Source organism: Streptomyces sp. NPDC111520, from assembly GCF_055635295.1.
This window is the reverse complement of sequence record NZ_JBVKBW010000002.1, coordinates 485,733-500,820: the sequence shown is the minus strand read 5'-3', so window position 1 is coordinate 500,820 and position 15,088 is coordinate 485,733. Positions and strand designations below refer to the sequence as shown.

The window sequence follows — 15,088 nt, the reverse complement described above, 5'->3', positions numbered from 1 at the left end:
CGGCAACACAGCCGAATTCTCCAGCCAGTAGGGCAGCCACTCGGCGAGCTTGTCGGACCGAGTGGGCACCGGGATGCCGCTGTCGACCTTGTCCAGCAAATCGCGGCGCTTGCCGTCGCACTCGGCCCAGGTCTTGCCGTAGGCGAACTTGCGGGGCCAGGTACCCTCCGGCTGGAGGACGTAGACGGCGGCTTGGTAGCGGCCGTCCTTGCGCCTGGTGATGGTGTCGGCGCCGTTGGGGTTCCGCTTGCGCTGTGCGGGCATCAGGAGCGGCCTCCTCGGTCTCGTGGGCGATGAAGTCCCGTAGGGCGTCGGCAGGGATGCGGCAGGCGCGTGCGTCGGCGAGGCCACCGCCGCACTCCTCGAAGCCGGGACCCTGGCCCCCGAACAAGTCCACCCCCACCACCTGGCACGCGAAGCAGTCCGCGACCTTCTCCAGTTCTCCGGAGACCGCGTCCCCGACCTCCTGGCAGGACTTGCCGACCGAATGGCGATCACACAGCGCTGTCCCCGGTCGTCAGAGCTCGTGCGATGATCCGGCCGTGAGCTATGACCTTGCTGTGTGGGCTGGCGAACTCCCACCCGATGACCACGAAGCGGGCTCCGTCTATGACGAGCTCTACGAGCGCTATCTGGAGTCGGAGGATGTCGTCATCCCTCCGGCGCCGCGCATCGTGGATTACGTCGAGGCGCTCCTCGACCGGTACCCCGACGGCATCGACGGCAAGATGGTGTGGGCGTCGACACCGGTGATCAACGAGGCTTCGGGGCCGATCGTGTACCTGGTCATGTCCTACAGCGAGGCTGAGGAAGTGTCGCAGTACGCAGCATCTTTGGCTCGCGAGAAGGGGCTCGTCTGCTACGACCCGCAAGGAGAAACCCTGCGGCTGTGAGTCGCTTCCTCTGTCGCTACGCGCACCACTTGGGTGGTGACCGTAGAGCTGATCAGAGATCGCCACGCGTGGAGACCACGCAAGCTGTTACGGGTTTCTCTACCTCATCAAGACACCCGGCGTCGCTCACGCTCCGCCGGGCGCGCGGCCCGCGTCCGGCCGCGCCCACAGAGGTAGGCCGGGCATGAGGTCAGATCCGCGGTGGCTGGGGCGGGCGCCAACACGATCTTCAGCCACCTCCCCGGTCCGGGACCCGACGTCGAGCCAGACCAGGGGGCCGATCGGGCTTGTTGCGGGCAGGCAGGAGCCAGCCCGATTCGCTGCCGGCGTAAGGCACCCTGGCGCCATGCTCGACCCCAGCCCAGGCAGGCCACCGGCCAAAGATCGCGCCAAACGCCCTACACGAAGCGTTTTCAGCTCCCCATTCCAGGGTCAGGACGGTCTTGGCGACCTCGGTTGGGCCCACTGGGCACAGCCGGCTTGTTTGTGAGGTGTTGGCGGCTGGTCACCTCACTGAGCGGCCGGTGGTCCTGCACTTCAGGCCGGAAAGTGGTCGAGGGGAGGGGGCGGGAAGCTTGCTCGGAGTACCATCCCTGCGAGGTCCCCACGTCGCGCTCCGCAACCCCCGCAGTGGCACAGTCGTATGGGGCATCCGTGCAGAGACGGCAGAGTGGAATGAGTGTGGCGGAGAGCTGGTCCCGCGTGATGGATCTTCTTCGGCAGCACGCCCCGGCAGATCACGCGGATCTCCCTGGGCCCGCTACGGAACAGATGCTCGCGGCCGCCGAGGAACGGATGGGTATCCCCCTCCCTCAGGATCTACGGGCGTGGCTGCTGCAGAACAATCTGGATCTTCCTGAGGAAGATGTGGACGACGATGTGGCATGTTGCGGCTTCGCCGGGTTCCCGGATGAGGGAAGCTTCTTTCTCGGCATCCGGGCGATGGAGAGGCTTTACGCGAACCGCTCCACGCTCGGTGGATTCGATCCTCCGGACCAGCCGGACAATCCCTTTTGGCGTAATGAATGGATCCCGTTCCTGTCGGACCAGGACGCCTGGACGGGAAAGTTCATCGATGTGCGGGACGGCCGCGTCGGCAGGTGGTTCGTGGGTGAGATCACGGTCACGGGCGAGTACGAATCGCTGGCTCACTATTTCGACTCCGTCGCGGAGAAGCTGACGAAGATCGCCGATGGAAACCACCCGGTCTGTGAGGTCGCCGAAGGGCGACTCGTCTGGTCTTGAAACAGAAGATTCGCCGCGTCGGTCACATGGGCCAGTCCCACTTGGCCGGCGGTACGAGGTCAGACTGAGAGTTCCCTCCCACCTACCGCGATCTGAGAGTGGATCGATGTGCCACCTCTGCGCCAGAACGGGCGGGGCCTCACGGGCATGATGACCCGGGGCGCGACGCCGGCCGCCGTCCGCGGCGTGGGGCAGCCGTGCCGGGCATGGTGCAGCCGGACCACCCGGAGCCCCGCTTGCGCGGCGACCCGGGTGAAGGACCGGTACACGTTCCGCGGCTCCACCGGGCGGCCGTTCCTGGTCGCGAAGATGTGGGCGGCCTCGGACCAGCCGACGCCCGTGCGCGTGAACGCCTCGCGCTGCCGGAGTCGGTGCAGGCAAGGAGCCAGCCTGATTCGCGGCCAGCGTACGGGCCCCGATCTCTCGCCCCATGGCGGCTCCTGCCCAGGGCCGCTACGCCGGCCTCATCACGGGTATGCCAGCATGCTCGCATGAGCGTCGAAACCCCAGACTTGGCCGTCCACTGCCACGTGTCGCTCCAAGTGGGCCAACCAAGCGCCAGTAAACCGGTGTTCGAGACCCTTCCGGCCAGGGCTGTCGGTCCGGATCTGTTCGAACTGATGGGTAGTCCGGGTCTGGTCGAGGGTTGCGCGGCTGGTGACGTGCTGAAGATCGATGCCGAGGGGCTGTTCCAGGTTGAGCGGCGAGGCCCGAACCTTTGCATCCAAGCGTTTGGTGATCCTGCCTTCGACGCCGACGCCTTGGAAGCCCTGACTGAGGGATTTGCGGCGCTGAATGGCCTGGTCGAGGCTCCGGCCGACCGCCGGTTCATCGTGGTGACGGTGCCCGCGTCCGCCGGATTCCCTGCCGTCGAAGCAGTGATGGATGCTTGGGCCAGCGCAGTGAGCGGGCAGCTCGAATGGGGATTCAGCAACGTATTCGGTGCTGACGGAGAACCACTCGACTGGTGGCAGCCTGCCTAAGTTGCATGACTGGGCCGTCGCTGAGCCACGACGTCTGCCAAGCCCTCGAACACGAACTCCTGCCGAGGAACATCGAAGGCACCCGCGCCAAGCTCAGGCGCCTCGTCAAGCTCGGCATCCTCACCGAGACCAACACTGGCAGCTCCGCCAGGAAGCAGTAGCCGACAGAGAATCAGGAACCGCTACTGTGCACCGTTCGATGGTGATCGAAAGTGAGCCACGATCTGGCATGCGTACTGATTGTCCGGGCCGAGATCGTGGACCGCTCGATGGGCGTCTTGGATCCGACCCGTCTCACACATCAGTCGAACAAGGGCGTACAGGGCGCCACGATCACCGGCCTCGGCTCGGTCGCGCAGGGCAGCCTCCATCCCCCGCTCACTGAGCGCTCTGTTGAGTCGCCGACGTGCGTGAACATCCGTGAGAGCGCGCTCTGCGAGTTCCGAGAGCCGTGCCGCACGGGCAAGCAAATCCATGTGCCACAGATGATTGTCGTGCCTGGACCAATCGGTCGAGTAGCACTCGGCGTGGGCGCTCACCAACGCGATGGCCGCGTCCCAATCTCGGCGTTGCTCCGCAGCCTGGACCTGTTCGAACCATTCCACAGGACTACTATCCGGCGTGGGGGTGTCTTGCCGGGATGGTCGTGGCTCTCGCCATTCCGGTCGGTAGGCATCCATGGCTATCGGACTCCGGTCGGCGTGGCCCGGGACGGTCGCGGGTGGAGCGGGGCAGGCGTCAAACTTCCTCGCCCACGAGTGCCCATTCCACGAGTGCCGGCAAGTAGGGCAGCAGAAGGACGAGAACCACCCCGGCAACGAGGCCAACTATCAGCAGGATCACGCCTGCAGCTCCTCGAACGCCGATGGATCCGTTCACAGTTGGTATTTCGTCAGTCACAAGTCCTCCCCGCAAGATCCTAGCTGGAACTCCCTCGCTCCTGCCCTGGCGTGCAGGCCCCTGCAGCTCTCGTGGATCAGCGAGCTGGTCGCCCGGATTCAGGGCCCGTAGTGTTCGCTCGTGCGTTACTTGGCGGAGTCCTTCATTGTCGGCGCCTTGAGAAGGGGCCGTTCAGTTGAACAGTTCCTTGGGCCAATCGGTTCGCCCGAGCGCCTCGGCGTCACCTACGTCGAGGTCCGGCCGACGAAGGTCGGCCCATGCGGCCTGGCAGCCCAGTGACGTCCCGATGATCAGGCCGTTCATGTGGCTGATGGCAACCCGCAGCGGCGCGATGCACAGCGCCGGCATCGGGACGACGCGGCTGCGGCGGCTTTTGGAATTGTCGTCGTACAGCGTCCCCCAGGGCGCTGCGTCTGCTGCCGGACGGCCGTACAGCCATTCCACCGCCCGTGACCGACCACCACCGGTCCCAGTCGGCTGACGTGCCGACAGGGCATCTCCAACCGTCGTGCCCATGGGGCGCCGTCCGCATCCTCAGCCGTACAGCAGTCGGCTACGGCAGGGCCGCAGACCGGGGTGACTTGCCCGGTAGGGGATCGTGTCCGAGGTCTGGTCTAGGTTCGGCCTGTGAACCACGACCGTTCCAACGCCGGGGCGCCCCGTGAGCCTGACCTGCCGCCGTACCAGGCGGTCCTGGCGGAGACTGATTGGGGTTCGCTCGAGACGCCCTTCGGGAACGGTGAGGACCTTCCCGAGTTCCTGACAAGGCTGTTGGAGCCCGATCCCAAGGTTCAGGTCACCGCTTTGTCGGAGCTGGGTGAGATGGTCCACCACCAGAACAGCATTTACGAAGCCACCGCCCCCGTCGCCATGTACATCGCCGGCATCCTCACCCACCCGGCGGCCATGACCCCCCGGCCCTATCGCAACGTCCCCATCCGCGCGGCGCTGTTGAACTGGCTGGTTTCCACGACCTATGACGCCTCCGACGTGATCGTCGAGCGCAACAAGCAGTACTCCCCTGGCTTCCTCACCCACAACACCACCATGGCGTCCTTCCGGGACCTGCGCCCGATGCTCTATCGGGCCGTCTCGCCCTTCCTGCAGGACAGCCACGAAGACGTGCGCGAAGCCGCCGTCATCGCCGCGCTCATCCTCGCCGAACACCCTGCGCTCACCGAACACCGCGATCACCTCGCCGTGCACGCCCGCGCCATCCTGGACACCAGCAGCGACGACCCCAACCGGCGCGTTGCCTGGAAGGCACTCGAAGCATGGGGGTACGACGTCTCCGACCTTGAACCTGTCCGGGAGGAGACCTGGGACTGGGGGCCGCACAGCGATGGCCGCGGCGATCTCGAACCTCCCTTTTGACCGTGGTCCATCGTCACGGCGTGAAATGTTCCGGAGCAGGCGTTGTCCAGGCCACCGGCGCGCCGTCCGGTCCGGGCGGGCACATGGCGACCCCGCTGCGAACGCGGACCGGCACGGGCAGCAGGATTCCTCACGCCACGACCGATGAAGACGAGGGAGAATCCATGAGCAGGCCGGCCCCCCGCAGCGCCACGGCCTTGTACGCGATAGCTGCGACCTGCGCCGTCATAGGGACACTGCTGTGGGTGCGCAGCCAGGGCGGCACGCCCCTCAGTCTCACCTCCACGTCGTACGGAGCCCTCCTGGCTACCGACAGCTACACCCCGTCGGCCTGGCGGGTGTGGTCTCCGGACGTACCCGAAGCCCGCCTTGGCCTGTACCTCCTCGTGGCCGGCCTGGTGCTGGCCGTGGTGGCGCGCCTCGTCTCCGTCTGGCGTGAGTGAGCGGCGGCCGAGGCCCCACAGGACGGAACCGATCGAGCAGCCGTGCAGGACGGGCCCGGCAAGAAGGGGAACTCATGATTGCCTGGAGCAAGGCACTGGTTGACCTGGGGTACGGAATAGTCCTGATGTCGGTGGCGCTCAACGTGGGCAACACCGCTGAGCGACTTCACGGCCGTGTGGCGATCCGTCCGAAGGTCAACCCCTCGTTCACGCCCCTGGTGTTGAGGGTCACGAGCGCGGTTGTCGGAGCGCTCGGGCTGACGGTCGGCGCCGTCCGCCTGGTCCACGCCTTCGCCGGTTGAGGTTGCACTGGCCTGGGAGCCCCGCGCCACCGCTCGACCCGTGCGTCAGTCCGCGACCTCGTCCGGTGCGCTCGGAGGGTACGAGGACAGAACCGTCGTTGCCGGGGCCGGCCGAATCATCGGCCTAACCCTGGATCGGCAGGTCCGGGTGAGTGATCAGGAAGATCATGTACGCGATGGCGGCCGTTGTCCCCAGAGTCGAGAGTGCCAGCCCGGTCAGGGGGTTCCCGCGGGCCGTACCGTGACGCCAGGCGGCGCGACATTCGATGACGCCGCGGACCAGCCCCGTCAGGCCGAGTGGCAGAGCCAGGAACCAGACCACCATCCAGAACGGACAGCAGAACCACAACGCGACGGATGCCGCGCCAAAGGGGACAGCGAGACTCCAGCGTTCGGAACTGCCGTCATTCGCATCACCGGCACGGGTCATGGGCTGATCACATCAGCCCGAGAACTCAGCTCGACGGCCACCCCTCCCTACCTACAGGCCGAGGCTCGTGACGAAGGCCGAGAAGGTGGGCGCTGCCACTCGCCAGTGGCACAGCATCGGGTCCGTCCAGAAGTCGCTGCCGACGACGCGAGGGTCTGATGGATCACTGCGGTAGTCGAGCGCCAGGGCACCGTCATCACCGGGGTTGCGCGTGACGGCGATCAGCACCGCCTGTTCGACGTCGAGCCACGGCGGTTCGAGCGGGGCCGTCGCCCTGCTGCCGCGCGCTTCGCGGAAGAAGGCGCAGTGCGGGTCGTCGGCGAACATGCCATCGACCGGGACGCGAACTCCATCTGCTCCGGGTTCGGCACGAACCTGAGCGGGTCCTTGAACCAGGGGACGACCTCCGCCATCACCGCATCGCCAGGGTGGCGCCAGAGGTCACGATCGATGAGGTACGTCAGTTGGGCGGGCATGGCGAGTCCACGGACTCTCGCAGGCAGCACGGCGTACATGTACCACCTGAGAGCCCGACCGTGCTACGGCGGCTGTGGAAGCGGGCGACCCCGGTGGAGCGCCGTCGCAGTGCACGGGCGGTTCGGCATAGCCTGTGGGAGCGTTCGATCCCGATGTGTCCCGCCGAGTGTCCGGTCGGAGTTCCATGCCCAGTCCCGGTGCGAGCCGTTCCTCGGCCGCCGCGTTCACGTACGGCGCTGTCGGCGCGACGCGTCCCGCGGAGGAGCGGTGGTCGATGGGGCGCACGGGCCTGCGTGCCCATTGCGGCACCGTTGTCGTCGGACACGGGGAGGCGGACTGGCGTGCCGCCGCCGACGCCGTGCTGCGGTGGGGAGTCAAGCGGCGGAGTGGGTTCTCCGTCGCGGGCTGCGGCGGGGCCGGGGAGCGGGTCAGCGTAGGCGCCGAGTACCGGATCAGCGCCGGCTTCGGCCCCTTCGTCGTCCGGGAGCCGGTGCGGGTCGTGGCCGTGGTGGACCTGCCGGATCGTTGCGGCTTCGCGTACGGGACCCTGCCGGGGCATCCCGTCTGCGGCGAGGAGGCCTTCGTCGTCCACCGCTCTCCCGACGGCACGGTCGCGCTGACGATCCGCTCCCTCACGCGTGCCGCGCCGAACGGTCCCTGGCGGCTCCTGTTCCCCGTACTGCTCGTGGCGCAGCGCTTCTTCCGGCGCCGTTATCGACGTGCCCTGACGGCGGCGGGCGCGAAGGCCGCGCACGGGAACTAAGTTGACGCCGCCGTCCCGTTGGCCAGCGCCGCTTCGACGATGCGGACGGCCTCGTCGGTGTCGAGGCCCACGCGGGCGATGACCGCCGCGTACTCGGCCGCGGCCCGGCGTGCCCGTTCGCGTCCCTGCTCACCGGCCGCCGACACGAACGAGCCCGCCCGTCCGCGGGTCTCGATCAGCCCCGCTTCCTCCAGCGCCCGGTAGGCCCGGCCCACGGTGTTGACGGCCAGGCCGAGGTCCGCAGCCAGGCGGCGGATGGTGGGCAGTTGGGTGCCGACGGCCAGGGTGCGGTCCTGGATCTGCCGGGCGAGCTGGGCGCGGAGCTGCTCGAACGGCGGGACGGGCGAGGCCGAGTCGATGACGATCAACGCTTCACCGGGCCGTCGTGGCGTGCCGCGCCACCGTGCTGCTCTGCGCGGTCCGCGCGGTGATCAGGGCGAGCGTGACGGCGCTCAGGGCGATGAAGACGAGCCAGGCGGCGTTCCACCAGCCGAGCCCGGTGTCGAAGACCGACACGACCGGCAGCGACCACACCACGCTGGGCGTGGCGACCTCGCGGGCGTCCTCGACCCGCATCAGGACGTCGGCGGTCAGCGAGGCCTCGTCGTCGGCCACGACCGGGTGCGTCAGGACGTGGCGCAGTTGGACGACCGTGCCGGCCGCCGCGCCGAACAACCCGATGAGCAGGAGGAGTGCCGCGTAGCGCGCGGCGGCGTCGTCCACGGTCAGGGCACCGATCGCCATCGCCGTCGCGCCCGCGAACGTGGCGGCGGCGAAGGCGGCGCGCGGCGTGCCGAGCACGGTCCGCCAGCCGAGCCGGACCGGGTGGGTGGCCCGGCGCGGCAACGTCGCGCCGGCCCGCCGGTCGACCCGTCGCACCCACCGGTCCAGCAGCGACTGGGCCAGCACCAACGCCACCACTACCGCCGTCAGCGCCAGCAGCGACCCGTACCGGGGAGACTCTGCCCCATCGGCCGCGGCGTCGCCGTCGGCGGACAGGTCACCGACACGGACGAGGGCGACCGCGATGATGAAGGCCGCCAGCAGCACGGCGGCTGCCAGACGGGCACGTCGCCGGACCGCCAGACGCGTGGCCAGCAACGGCGTCGGCGGGACGTCGGTCAGGCCGTGCTGGGCCAACCACGCACCGGCCCGCTCGACTTCCTCCGGACGCACCGACTCCTCGTTCATCCGGGAACCTCCCTCCGGCACAGCACTCTATGTCGCAAGGCTTGTCGCAACATGGTGCGACAAGCCTTGCGACAAGTCAACGGTCGCGGCGCGGCTGCGTACGCTCCCGGCATCGCACTTCTCTATTTCCGTCCGCACGTCGTGCCGGCGGTCCTGGCGCTCGCGACCCCGTCGTGGCGGTGCGAAGTGGGGCTCGCGCCCGAGGAGTTCGAGGACCTCGATTTCGTGGTCCCCGTGCTCTTCGGCGACTTCTGCGACGCGACCGCCCCTGAACAGTCCGGGCTCGGGCTGGGCCGGCCCAGGTGATGGTGACCACGGCCCGCATGCGCCGGATGCGACCCGTCAGGGGCGCACATACGCTGTGAGGGGGCGCTCCTTCTCCTTGTCGAGGTGAGAGATCGTGCCGCTCTACATCACGCTGCTGAGCTGGACCGACCAGGGGATCCGCGCCTATGCCGACACGGCGCGGCGGGCCGACGCGTTCGGTACCGCGCTGGGGGAGGCCGGTGGCAGGCTGGTCGACATCTTCTGGACGGTCGGGCCCTACGACCTCGTCGCCCTCGTCGAAGCGCCGGACGACGAGACCGCCGCCGCGGCGCTGCTGAGGCTGGGCGCGGTCGGCAACGTCCGGAGCACGACCATGCGGGCGTTCGGGCGGGACGAGGTGGAGGGCGTCATCGCCAAGGCCTCCACCTGAGGCGGCGCACCGTCCGTTCGCGCGGTCAACCGGCCTCCGGAGTCGGGTCGAAGAAGGAACCGCGGCGCAGCCGCTCGTACGCGGGCTCAGCCCGTGCCATCCACGCGTCCACGTCGGCGGCCATGGACGGGAACCGCTCCTTGAGGGGTGCGACCAGTGCGGCGATCTCCTCCCAGGAGTCGGCCAGATACGTCTCGTTCTCCAGCCCGATGGCCACCGCCGCTCGGAACGCGTCGTCGGAGCGCAGCCACCGCTTGGCCACCTGGACGACGCGGGCGACGTCCTCGGCGTCGATGATCCAGGACATGGACAGGAGTTGCTCGGAGACGTAGCCGGGCACGACGTTCGGGGCCCGGTGCTCGACGAGGAAGTCCATGACCTGTTCGACGTCCACGGCGTCCCCCTCGGTGTCGGCGGTCCCGCGACCAGCGGGATCAGCATGCCAAGGGGATGTCCTGGACGGGCGGGGAACTTTTCCGCGGGCGCCCGAGTCCCTGTCCGCGGGGCTGCCCGAGGAGATACCGGTGCCCTGACGGGCTCGAGGCGGTGGACGACGGGTGCGCGCGGGTGTTCGTCGGCCTGTCCGGCGGGGCGCGCTCGGCGGGCACCGCGCCGTACTGCGTCGGCTGCCTCTGAGGAGCGCCCGGAGAACCCCCCGAGGTCCCCTCAGGGGGCCGCGGGAATGGGGCAATTCGACATGTACTCCTACGCCGTGCGGCCCTCCGGCCTCCCGCCGGTCTCCGGGTGTTGACCTGCGTTGCGGATCATCACAAGATGACCGCGTACGGCACTCTGCCGAGACCGCCGGCCGGGCCGTCGTCGACCGCCCAGCCCGCCGGCACGGGCAGGCCGGTGTGCGGTCCGGCGCGTCCGGAATCCTGGAAGGTCACGCGTTCATGCAGAGCTACGCCTCGGCGCAATTGGCATCCCCTCTCACCTACTTCCAGACGGCGGCGTTCTGCTGCCTGGTGGCGGTCGTGCTCATACGTGCGGGCCGCGTGTGGCGCCGCGCGGCCCGGGGCCTGCTCGCCCCCGACGAGCCGGTGCCGAGGGAGTCCGCGCCGGCGCCCGTCCCGGCGGCGTCGCGGGCACAGGGCAACCGGACGGTGGGGCGGGTCTACCTCTGCTTCGGCTGGTTCCTTGTGCTGGGGACGGTCGTCAACCTGGTCAACGGCTTCCGTTCGGTGTGGGGCTGAGGTCCCCCCGGCCGCGGGCGGTCACGGGTGCCGGCCGTCCCCCTGGGTCTCCGGGCGGACCGGCGGCGGCGTGACCTCGGGGGCACCGGTGAGCCGGGCGCAGTGAGCGGGTACGGCGGCGGCACTCCCGGCGGCGCGTTCCAGCCGGGCCAGGGTGGAGGCGTTGACGCTCTTGTGGTGCTCGGCGGCCTTGACGTAGGCCTGGCACAGCCCCTTCAGCCCGGCGTCCGTCGGCGCGGCGAGCGGGGGTACGGAGCCGTGCGGGCCGTGTGACGCGGCGTCCGGGGTCGTGGGCGTGGCGCCGGCGCTGCCGCCCTGCGGACCGCGCGGGGACGCGGTGCGCGTACCGCCGCCCGACCCCGTGGGGGCGGCAGGCGACGGGGCGGGCGACACCGGCCGGGGTCCGGCCGTGCCCGAGTGGAAGGGGCCGGGGAGCGAGCCGGACTGCGCCGCGACGGCCACGCCGCCGAGGGCGAAGACCGCGACGAGTCCGCCCACCGCCGCCCGGGTGCGCCGGCCGGAACGGACGCCGCGGGCCCGTCCGCGGCCGTGACCGCCGCTCGTGACGGCCCGGACCTCCCGGAAGGCGCTCAGTGCGGCGCGCTCGCGCTCGGGGTCGCCCGGCAGGGGTGCCGCGGCGGCGGTGAGGAGTCGTGCGAGGGCGTCCGCGCGGCCGTCGCCCGCCGCGGCGGGGTCCCCGTCGAGGAGCCGCTCGGCCAGGGCCGCGTCCAACCGGTCGTCCATGCGGTCGTCCATGCGCTCGTCGGTCCGCTCGTCGTGAGCTCGGCTGTCCTTCATCCGTCAGTCCGTCACTTCTCCATGGCGCCGTCGAGGCGCTCCGCGAGGCGTTTCAGCCCCCGGTGGGCGGCGGTCCGCACCGCGCCCGGGCGCTTGCCGAGGACCTTGGCCGCGGCGGGGGCGTTGAGCCCGACCACCACCCGCAGCAGCACGGCCTCGGCCTGGTCCTGCGGCAGGGCCGCTATCAGGTCGAGCGCGCGCCGCGTGGACAGGTTCTCCAGGGCGGCGCCCCCGGCGTCCTCCGGTGCCGTGGGTTCGGCGGTGCGCTCCTCCAGGGGCGCGGTGCGCGGCCGGGCCTTGATGCGGCGCAGGTGGTCCAGGGCGCGGTGCCGGGCGATGGTGGCGGCCCAGCCCCGGAAGGCCTGGCCGCCGCCGCGGAAGCCGGGGAGGTCCCGTACGACGTCGTGCCAGGTCTCGGAGGCCACGTCCTCGGCGTCGTCGCCGACCAGGCCGTGCAGGTAGCCCAGGAGCATCGGGTGGACCTCCCGGTAGAGGACCCCGAACGCGGTCTCGTCGCCGGCGCGGGCCCGCTGGACCGCGTCGCCCAGTTCCTCCTCGCCCAGCCGGTCGCGCCGGCGGACCTGCGCCTTCCCCACCGCGTCCTCTTCGTGCTCGATGGCCCCGTGCCGCCGGTCGCCGCGCCGCGCCGCGGCGGGCGTCACACCTCGGCCCGGCCCACCACCGACAGACAGAAGAGGCGCAGGCTGTCCACCGGCCCGTTCTCGTACCGCTTGACCGCCCTGCCCAGCGGGTTCCACACCCGCCCGTCGGGCGTCCGGATGCCGAACGGCTGCCCGAATGTACCGCTCTGCTCGTCGTCGAAGTCCACCCAGGCCGCTCCGGCGGTGCGGACCAGCACCTCTCCCGTGTAGGCGCCGAAGCCGCGGAGCGTGGGCGCGACGGCTTCCAGGGGCGGCTGCTCGCCGCGGATGGCCTCGATGACACGGTCGACCAGGCCGAGGCTGGCCAACGAGTAGTCGAGCCTGACCCGGGAACCCTCCCTGGCCATGGACACGACATCCGCGGCGAGACGAGGACCCAGAACCGTCGCCGGTGGACTGCTCACGCCCTGCTTCATCGTGCCCCTTCGCTCGTCGTCCCCGTCCGCGTGTGACGCGTGTGGCTACTGAGTGGGGCGCAGCGGGACGCGAAAGCGTTACACCGGGCGGCGGAGGCGGCGGGGCCGCGCGGCGCGGACCCGCTTAGGCTGCGGGCATGGCGCATGCGACCGTACGCGAGTGGTACGAGGAAGAGGGCTGGGGCGTGCTGGACTGCCCGGAGACGCCCGGAGGCTGCTTCGCCCACTACAGCGACATCGAGATGAACGGCTTCCGCACCCTGTCCGCCGGCCAGTCGGTGGCCCTGGAGTGGGAGGCGCCGGGCTTCGCGCAGGACGGGTACGAGTACCGCGCCCTGCGCGTCGTGCCGAAGGGCTGACCGGGCCCGCCGCTCAGCCCACGTCCCACAGGAAGCGGTGGGTGTGGATGCCGAAGTACGGGAAGGTGTCCACGCCCGCGACGCCCTCCGCGGTCCTGACGACGTCGTTGACGAAGTCCAGCAGGTCGGCCGGGCCCGGGCAGACGACCTCGGCGAAGAGGGCGTAGGGCCCGGCCGTGAGGACCGCGTAGACGACCTCGTCCCGGGCCGCCAGCGCGTCCGCGACCGCCCGCGGGTCGCCGTCCACGCGGACCCCGAGCAGCGCCATCGACTGACCGCCCATGGCCATGGGGTCGGTGACGCCCACCACCTGCACGACCTTGCCGTCGATCAGCCGCTGCAGGCGCTGCCGGGCGGCGGACGGGGAGAGCCCGACCTTGGGGCCGAGGTCCGCGTACGGGATGCGGCCGTCGCTCTGGAGCTCGCGGAGGATGGCGCGGTCGATGTCGTCCACGGGCTCAGCCTGCCAGTTCGGCCAGGGCCGCGGCGAAGAGGGCGGTGTGGGTGTCGACGTCGGCCTCGGTGGTGGCCGGGCACATCAGGGCCATGTTGTGGAACGGCGTCATGAGGACGCCGCGGTTGGCCAGCCACAGGTGCAGGAAGTCCTCCAGCTCGGGGTCGGAGACGGCCGCCGACTCGCTCCCGTCGCGCGGCGCGGGCGCGGCGAAGCGGTACTCGGTGCGGGCGCCGAGGCGGCTGACCGACCAGGGCAGCCCGTGGGCGGCGACGGCGTCGGCGACGCCCCGCTCGAAGCGGGCGGCGAGGGCGGACATGGCGGTGAACGCGTCGTCGGTGAGGACGTGTTCGAGGGTGGCGCGCATGGCGGCGACGGACAGCGCGTTCCCGGCCAGGGTGCCGCCGACGCCGCCCATGTCGACCAGGTCCAGGTCACCGCGGGACAGCAGGCGGTCGGCGAGGTCGGCGGACAGGCCGTAGGCGCCGGCCGGCACGCCGCCCGCGATGGCCTTGCCGATGGTGAGGACGTCGGGCTCCAGGGACCATGCGGCGGTGGCGCCGCCAGGCCCCGCGGAGAAGGTGTGGGTCTCGTCGTTGATCAGCAGCACGCCGTGCCGGCGGGTGAGCTCGCGGACGCCCTCCAGGTAACCCGGCTCCGGGAGGACGATCCCGATGTTGGTGAGGGCGGGCTCCATCAGGACGGCCGCCACGTCCCCGGGGGCGAGTTCCCGCTCCAGGCCCTCCAGGTCGTTGAACTCCGCGACGCGGCTGGTCAGCGTCACGTCGCAGGGCGCCCCCACGTTGCCGGGGCGGCTCACCCCGCCGCGTCCGCCGGGGCCGGTGACGATCAGGGACTCGTCGACGCTGCCGTGGTAGCAGTGGCTGTTGAAGAGGATCTTCCGCCGTCCGGTGACGGCACGGGCGAGGCGGATCGCCCACCGGTTGGCGTCGGTCGCGGTCAGCGCGTACGACCAGCGGGGCAGCCCGAAGCGGCGGGCCAGTTCGGCGCCGACCCACTCGGCGTCCTCGGTGGGGAGCATCGCGGTGGCGCCGCCGAGCTCGCGGTACCGCCGCTCGATCGCCTCGGCCACGGGCTCCGGGGAGTGGCCGGCCATGGCGCCGGTGTCGCCGAGGCAGAAGTCCACGTACTCGTGGCCGTCGATGTCGGTCACGCGCGCGCCGCGCGCACCGGCGAGGTAGCGGGGGAAGGTGCCGGCGTTCTTGTTCATCCAGGTCATGGGCACCCGGCCGAAGAGGTGGTCGGCCGCCTCGTAGGCGGCGCGCGACCTCGGGTTGCTCGCGGCGGCCTCGGCGGTCTCCCGCGCGAGCAGTTCCTTCAGGCGGGTGCGGTCGACGGACATCGGGCCTCCTCGGCTATGGGGGGCTCCGACCATACGCGTGATTCCGCTGCCGAACCATCCCTCGACACGCGATTCGATCGCGCGCACGATCGAATCCCCTTCCGGTGGACGGCCGGCGGCTCCGGGGCCGCAGCGGGTGCGC

The 15,088-nt window shown here is 70.6% G+C and carries 24 protein-coding genes and 2 pseudogenes; 12 read left to right on the top strand and 14 right to left on the bottom strand.

Translation table 11 applies throughout. The annotated features are described in order from the left end of the window. Positions 1-15: 15 nt before the first annotated feature. Positions 16-264, bottom strand: a pseudogene (locus ACZ7MY_RS06400) (site-specific integrase); the annotation flags it as partial. Positions 265-542: 278 nt separating this feature from the next. Between ACZ7MY_RS06400 and ACZ7MY_RS06395 the strand changes: the two are divergent. Both ACZ7MY_RS06395 and ACZ7MY_RS06390 read left to right on the top strand, forming a co-directional pair. Continuing rightward, positions 543-893 carry a hypothetical protein gene (locus ACZ7MY_RS06395; protein WP_499600046.1) on the top strand — a complete coding sequence of 117 codons (351 nt, stop codon included), beginning with the start codon at positions 543-545 and terminating at the stop codon, positions 891-893. Positions 894-1,568: 675 nt separating this feature from the next. Beyond that, positions 1,569-2,138: an SMI1/KNR4 family protein gene (locus tag ACZ7MY_RS06390; protein WP_499600045.1), complete on the top strand. Its 570-nt coding sequence runs from the start codon at positions 1,569-1,571 to the stop codon at positions 2,136-2,138. A 59-nt stretch (positions 2,139-2,197) separates the two neighbouring features. On the opposite strand, the pseudogene ACZ7MY_RS06385 reads toward ACZ7MY_RS06390, so the two are convergent. After that, positions 2,198-2,524 (bottom strand): annotated as a pseudogene (locus tag ACZ7MY_RS06385) (hypothetical protein); the annotation flags it as partial. A gap of 105 nt (positions 2,525-2,629) precedes the next feature. Between ACZ7MY_RS06385 and ACZ7MY_RS06380 the strand changes: the two are divergent. Both ACZ7MY_RS06380 and ACZ7MY_RS06375 read left to right on the top strand, forming a co-directional pair. Then, positions 2,630-3,121, top strand: coding sequence for a DUF4265 domain-containing protein (locus tag ACZ7MY_RS06380; protein ID WP_499600044.1), 492 nt, complete (start codon positions 2,630-2,632; stop codon positions 3,119-3,121). A gap of 5 nt (positions 3,122-3,126) precedes the next feature. Then, the gene (locus tag ACZ7MY_RS06375) at positions 3,127-3,282 is read left to right on the top strand and encodes a hypothetical protein (RefSeq protein ID WP_499600043.1); all 156 of its coding nucleotides are present in this window, start codon (positions 3,127-3,129) and stop codon (positions 3,280-3,282) included. A 910-nt stretch (positions 3,283-4,192) separates the two neighbouring features. On the opposite strand, the gene ACZ7MY_RS06370 is transcribed toward ACZ7MY_RS06375, so the two are convergent. After that, positions 4,193-4,465, bottom strand: a complete 273-nt coding sequence (locus ACZ7MY_RS06370; RefSeq protein ID WP_499600296.1) for a hypothetical protein — start codon at positions 4,463-4,465, stop codon at positions 4,193-4,195. A gap of 183 nt (positions 4,466-4,648) precedes the next feature. On the opposite strand from ACZ7MY_RS06370, the gene ACZ7MY_RS06365 reads away from it, so the two are divergent. From ACZ7MY_RS06365 to ACZ7MY_RS06355, 3 genes are all read left to right on the top strand, one after another. Next, the gene (locus ACZ7MY_RS06365; protein ID WP_499600041.1) at positions 4,649-5,395 is read left to right on the top strand and encodes a hypothetical protein; all 747 of its coding nucleotides are present in this window, start codon (positions 4,649-4,651) and stop codon (positions 5,393-5,395) included. Positions 5,396-5,559: 164 nt separating this feature from the next. After that, the gene (locus tag ACZ7MY_RS06360) at positions 5,560-5,838 is read left to right on the top strand and encodes a hypothetical protein (protein ID WP_499600040.1); all 279 of its coding nucleotides are present in this window, start codon (positions 5,560-5,562) and stop codon (positions 5,836-5,838) included. A gap of 74 nt (positions 5,839-5,912) precedes the next feature. Then, positions 5,913-6,140, top strand: coding sequence for a hypothetical protein (locus ACZ7MY_RS06355; protein WP_499600039.1), 228 nt, complete (start codon positions 5,913-5,915; stop codon positions 6,138-6,140). Positions 6,141-6,264: 124 nt separating this feature from the next. Here ACZ7MY_RS06355 and ACZ7MY_RS06350 read toward each other — a convergent pair whose 3' ends face one another. After that, positions 6,265-6,570, bottom strand: coding sequence for a hypothetical protein (locus ACZ7MY_RS06350; RefSeq protein WP_499600037.1), 306 nt, complete (start codon positions 6,568-6,570; stop codon positions 6,265-6,267). A gap of 51 nt (positions 6,571-6,621) precedes the next feature. Then, entirely contained in the window at positions 6,622-6,897 is a 276-nt protein-coding gene (locus ACZ7MY_RS06345; RefSeq protein ID WP_499600035.1) for a hypothetical protein, read from the bottom strand. A 334-nt stretch (positions 6,898-7,231) separates the two neighbouring features. On the opposite strand from ACZ7MY_RS06345, the gene ACZ7MY_RS06340 reads away from it, so the two are divergent. Next, positions 7,232-7,810: a DUF1990 domain-containing protein gene (locus ACZ7MY_RS06340; protein WP_499600034.1), complete on the top strand. Its 579-nt coding sequence runs from the start codon at positions 7,232-7,234 to the stop codon at positions 7,808-7,810. Here ACZ7MY_RS06340 and ACZ7MY_RS06335 read toward each other — a convergent pair. Both ACZ7MY_RS06335 and ACZ7MY_RS06330 read right to left on the bottom strand, forming a co-directional pair. After that, positions 7,807-8,178: a GntR family transcriptional regulator gene (locus ACZ7MY_RS06335; protein WP_499600032.1), complete on the bottom strand. Its 372-nt coding sequence runs from the start codon at positions 8,176-8,178 to the stop codon at positions 7,807-7,809. The two genes, ACZ7MY_RS06340 and ACZ7MY_RS06335, sit on opposite strands and share 4 nt — an antisense overlap. A 4-nt stretch (positions 8,179-8,182) precedes the next feature. Continuing rightward, complete coding sequence (locus ACZ7MY_RS06330; protein WP_499600030.1) at positions 8,183-9,001, bottom strand: hypothetical protein; 819 nt, start codon at positions 8,999-9,001, stop codon at positions 8,183-8,185. Positions 9,002-9,067: 66 nt separating this feature from the next. On the opposite strand from ACZ7MY_RS06330, the gene ACZ7MY_RS06325 reads away from it, so the two are divergent. Both ACZ7MY_RS06325 and ACZ7MY_RS06320 read left to right on the top strand, forming a co-directional pair. Then, positions 9,068-9,307: a hypothetical protein gene (locus ACZ7MY_RS06325; RefSeq protein ID WP_499600028.1), complete on the top strand. Its 240-nt coding sequence runs from the start codon at positions 9,068-9,070 to the stop codon at positions 9,305-9,307. 94 nt (positions 9,308-9,401) lie between these two features. Next, positions 9,402-9,698 carry a GYD domain-containing protein gene (locus tag ACZ7MY_RS06320; protein WP_499600026.1) on the top strand — a complete coding sequence of 99 codons (297 nt, stop codon included), beginning with the start codon at positions 9,402-9,404 and terminating at the stop codon, positions 9,696-9,698. A 25-nt stretch (positions 9,699-9,723) separates the two neighbouring features. Here ACZ7MY_RS06320 and ACZ7MY_RS06315 read toward each other — a convergent pair whose 3' ends face one another. After that, positions 9,724-10,092: a hypothetical protein gene (locus ACZ7MY_RS06315; protein ID WP_499600025.1), complete on the bottom strand. Its 369-nt coding sequence runs from the start codon at positions 10,090-10,092 to the stop codon at positions 9,724-9,726. 373 nt (positions 10,093-10,465) lie between these two features. After that, positions 10,466-10,588, bottom strand: coding sequence for a hypothetical protein (locus tag ACZ7MY_RS06310; protein WP_499600024.1), 123 nt, complete (start codon positions 10,586-10,588; stop codon positions 10,466-10,468). 6 nt (positions 10,589-10,594) lie between these two features. Between ACZ7MY_RS06310 and ACZ7MY_RS06305 the strand changes: the two genes are divergently transcribed. Continuing rightward, positions 10,595-10,894, top strand: a complete 300-nt coding sequence (locus ACZ7MY_RS06305) for a hypothetical protein (RefSeq protein ID WP_499600023.1) — start codon at positions 10,595-10,597, stop codon at positions 10,892-10,894. 21 nt (positions 10,895-10,915) lie between these two features. Here ACZ7MY_RS06305 and ACZ7MY_RS06300 read toward each other — a convergent pair whose 3' ends face one another. The 3 genes from ACZ7MY_RS06300 to ACZ7MY_RS06290 form a co-directional block, all read right to left on the bottom strand. Then, positions 10,916-11,692, bottom strand: coding sequence for a hypothetical protein (locus ACZ7MY_RS06300; protein ID WP_499600022.1), 777 nt, complete (start codon positions 11,690-11,692; stop codon positions 10,916-10,918). An 11-nt stretch (positions 11,693-11,703) separates the two neighbouring features. Beyond that, positions 11,704-12,288 (bottom strand): RNA polymerase sigma factor, encoded by a 585-nt coding sequence (locus ACZ7MY_RS06295; protein WP_499600280.1) that lies wholly within the window; start codon positions 12,286-12,288, stop codon positions 11,704-11,706. Between the two features lie 62 nt (positions 12,289-12,350). Beyond that, complete coding sequence (locus ACZ7MY_RS06290; RefSeq protein ID WP_499600021.1) at positions 12,351-12,701, bottom strand: hypothetical protein; 351 nt, start codon at positions 12,699-12,701, stop codon at positions 12,351-12,353. A 206-nt stretch (positions 12,702-12,907) separates the two neighbouring features. Here ACZ7MY_RS06290 and ACZ7MY_RS06285 point away from each other — a divergent pair, with 206 nt between their 5' ends. Next, the gene (locus ACZ7MY_RS06285; RefSeq protein ID WP_499600019.1) at positions 12,908-13,129 is read left to right on the top strand and encodes a cold shock domain-containing protein; all 222 of its coding nucleotides are present in this window, start codon (positions 12,908-12,910) and stop codon (positions 13,127-13,129) included. A 13-nt stretch (positions 13,130-13,142) separates the two neighbouring features. Here the strand turns inward: ACZ7MY_RS06285 and ACZ7MY_RS06280 are convergent, their stop codons facing one another. Together ACZ7MY_RS06280 and ACZ7MY_RS06275 are read right to left on the bottom strand one after the other, a co-directional pair. Then, positions 13,143-13,583 (bottom strand): Lrp/AsnC family transcriptional regulator, encoded by a 441-nt coding sequence (locus ACZ7MY_RS06280; protein WP_499600018.1) that lies wholly within the window; start codon positions 13,581-13,583, stop codon positions 13,143-13,145. A gap of 4 nt (positions 13,584-13,587) precedes the next feature. Next, positions 13,588-14,946 (bottom strand): transaminase, encoded by a 1,359-nt coding sequence (locus tag ACZ7MY_RS06275; RefSeq protein ID WP_499600016.1) that lies wholly within the window; start codon positions 14,944-14,946, stop codon positions 13,588-13,590. Between the last annotated feature and the right edge of the window lie 142 nt (positions 14,947-15,088).

Coding starts and splice junctions, on each gene's coding strand:
- ACZ7MY_RS06390 (WP_499600045.1), top strand. CDS start 1,569: ATGAGTGTGGCGGAGAGCTGGTCCCGCGTGATGGATCTTCTTCGGCAG.
- ACZ7MY_RS06380 (WP_499600044.1), top strand. CDS start 2,630: ATGAGCGTCGAAACCCCAGACTTGGCCGTCCACTGCCACGTGTCGCTC.
- ACZ7MY_RS06375 (WP_499600043.1), top strand. CDS start 3,127: ATGACTGGGCCGTCGCTGAGCCACGACGTCTGCCAAGCCCTCGAACAC.
- ACZ7MY_RS06360 (WP_499600040.1), top strand. CDS start 5,560: ATGAGCAGGCCGGCCCCCCGCAGCGCCACGGCCTTGTACGCGATAGCT.
- ACZ7MY_RS06355 (WP_499600039.1), top strand. CDS start 5,913: ATGATTGCCTGGAGCAAGGCACTGGTTGACCTGGGGTACGGAATAGTC.
- ACZ7MY_RS06350 (WP_499600037.1), bottom strand. CDS start 6,570: ATGACCCGTGCCGGTGATGCGAATGACGGCAGTTCCGAACGCTGGAGT.
- ACZ7MY_RS06345 (WP_499600035.1), bottom strand. CDS start 6,897: ATGTTCGCCGACGACCCGCACTGCGCCTTCTTCCGCGAAGCGCGCGGC.
- ACZ7MY_RS06340 (WP_499600034.1), top strand. CDS start 7,232: ATGCCCAGTCCCGGTGCGAGCCGTTCCTCGGCCGCCGCGTTCACGTAC.
- ACZ7MY_RS06330 (WP_499600030.1), bottom strand. CDS start 9,001: ATGAACGAGGAGTCGGTGCGTCCGGAGGAAGTCGAGCGGGCCGGTGCG.
- ACZ7MY_RS06305 (WP_499600023.1), top strand. CDS start 10,595: ATGCAGAGCTACGCCTCGGCGCAATTGGCATCCCCTCTCACCTACTTC.
- ACZ7MY_RS06300 (WP_499600022.1), bottom strand. CDS start 11,692: ATGAAGGACAGCCGAGCTCACGACGAGCGGACCGACGAGCGCATGGAC.
- ACZ7MY_RS06290 (WP_499600021.1), bottom strand. CDS start 12,701: ATGGCCAGGGAGGGTTCCCGGGTCAGGCTCGACTACTCGTTGGCCAGC.
- ACZ7MY_RS06285 (WP_499600019.1), top strand. CDS start 12,908: ATGGCGCATGCGACCGTACGCGAGTGGTACGAGGAAGAGGGCTGGGGC.
- ACZ7MY_RS06275 (WP_499600016.1), bottom strand. CDS start 14,946: ATGTCCGTCGACCGCACCCGCCTGAAGGAACTGCTCGCGCGGGAGACC.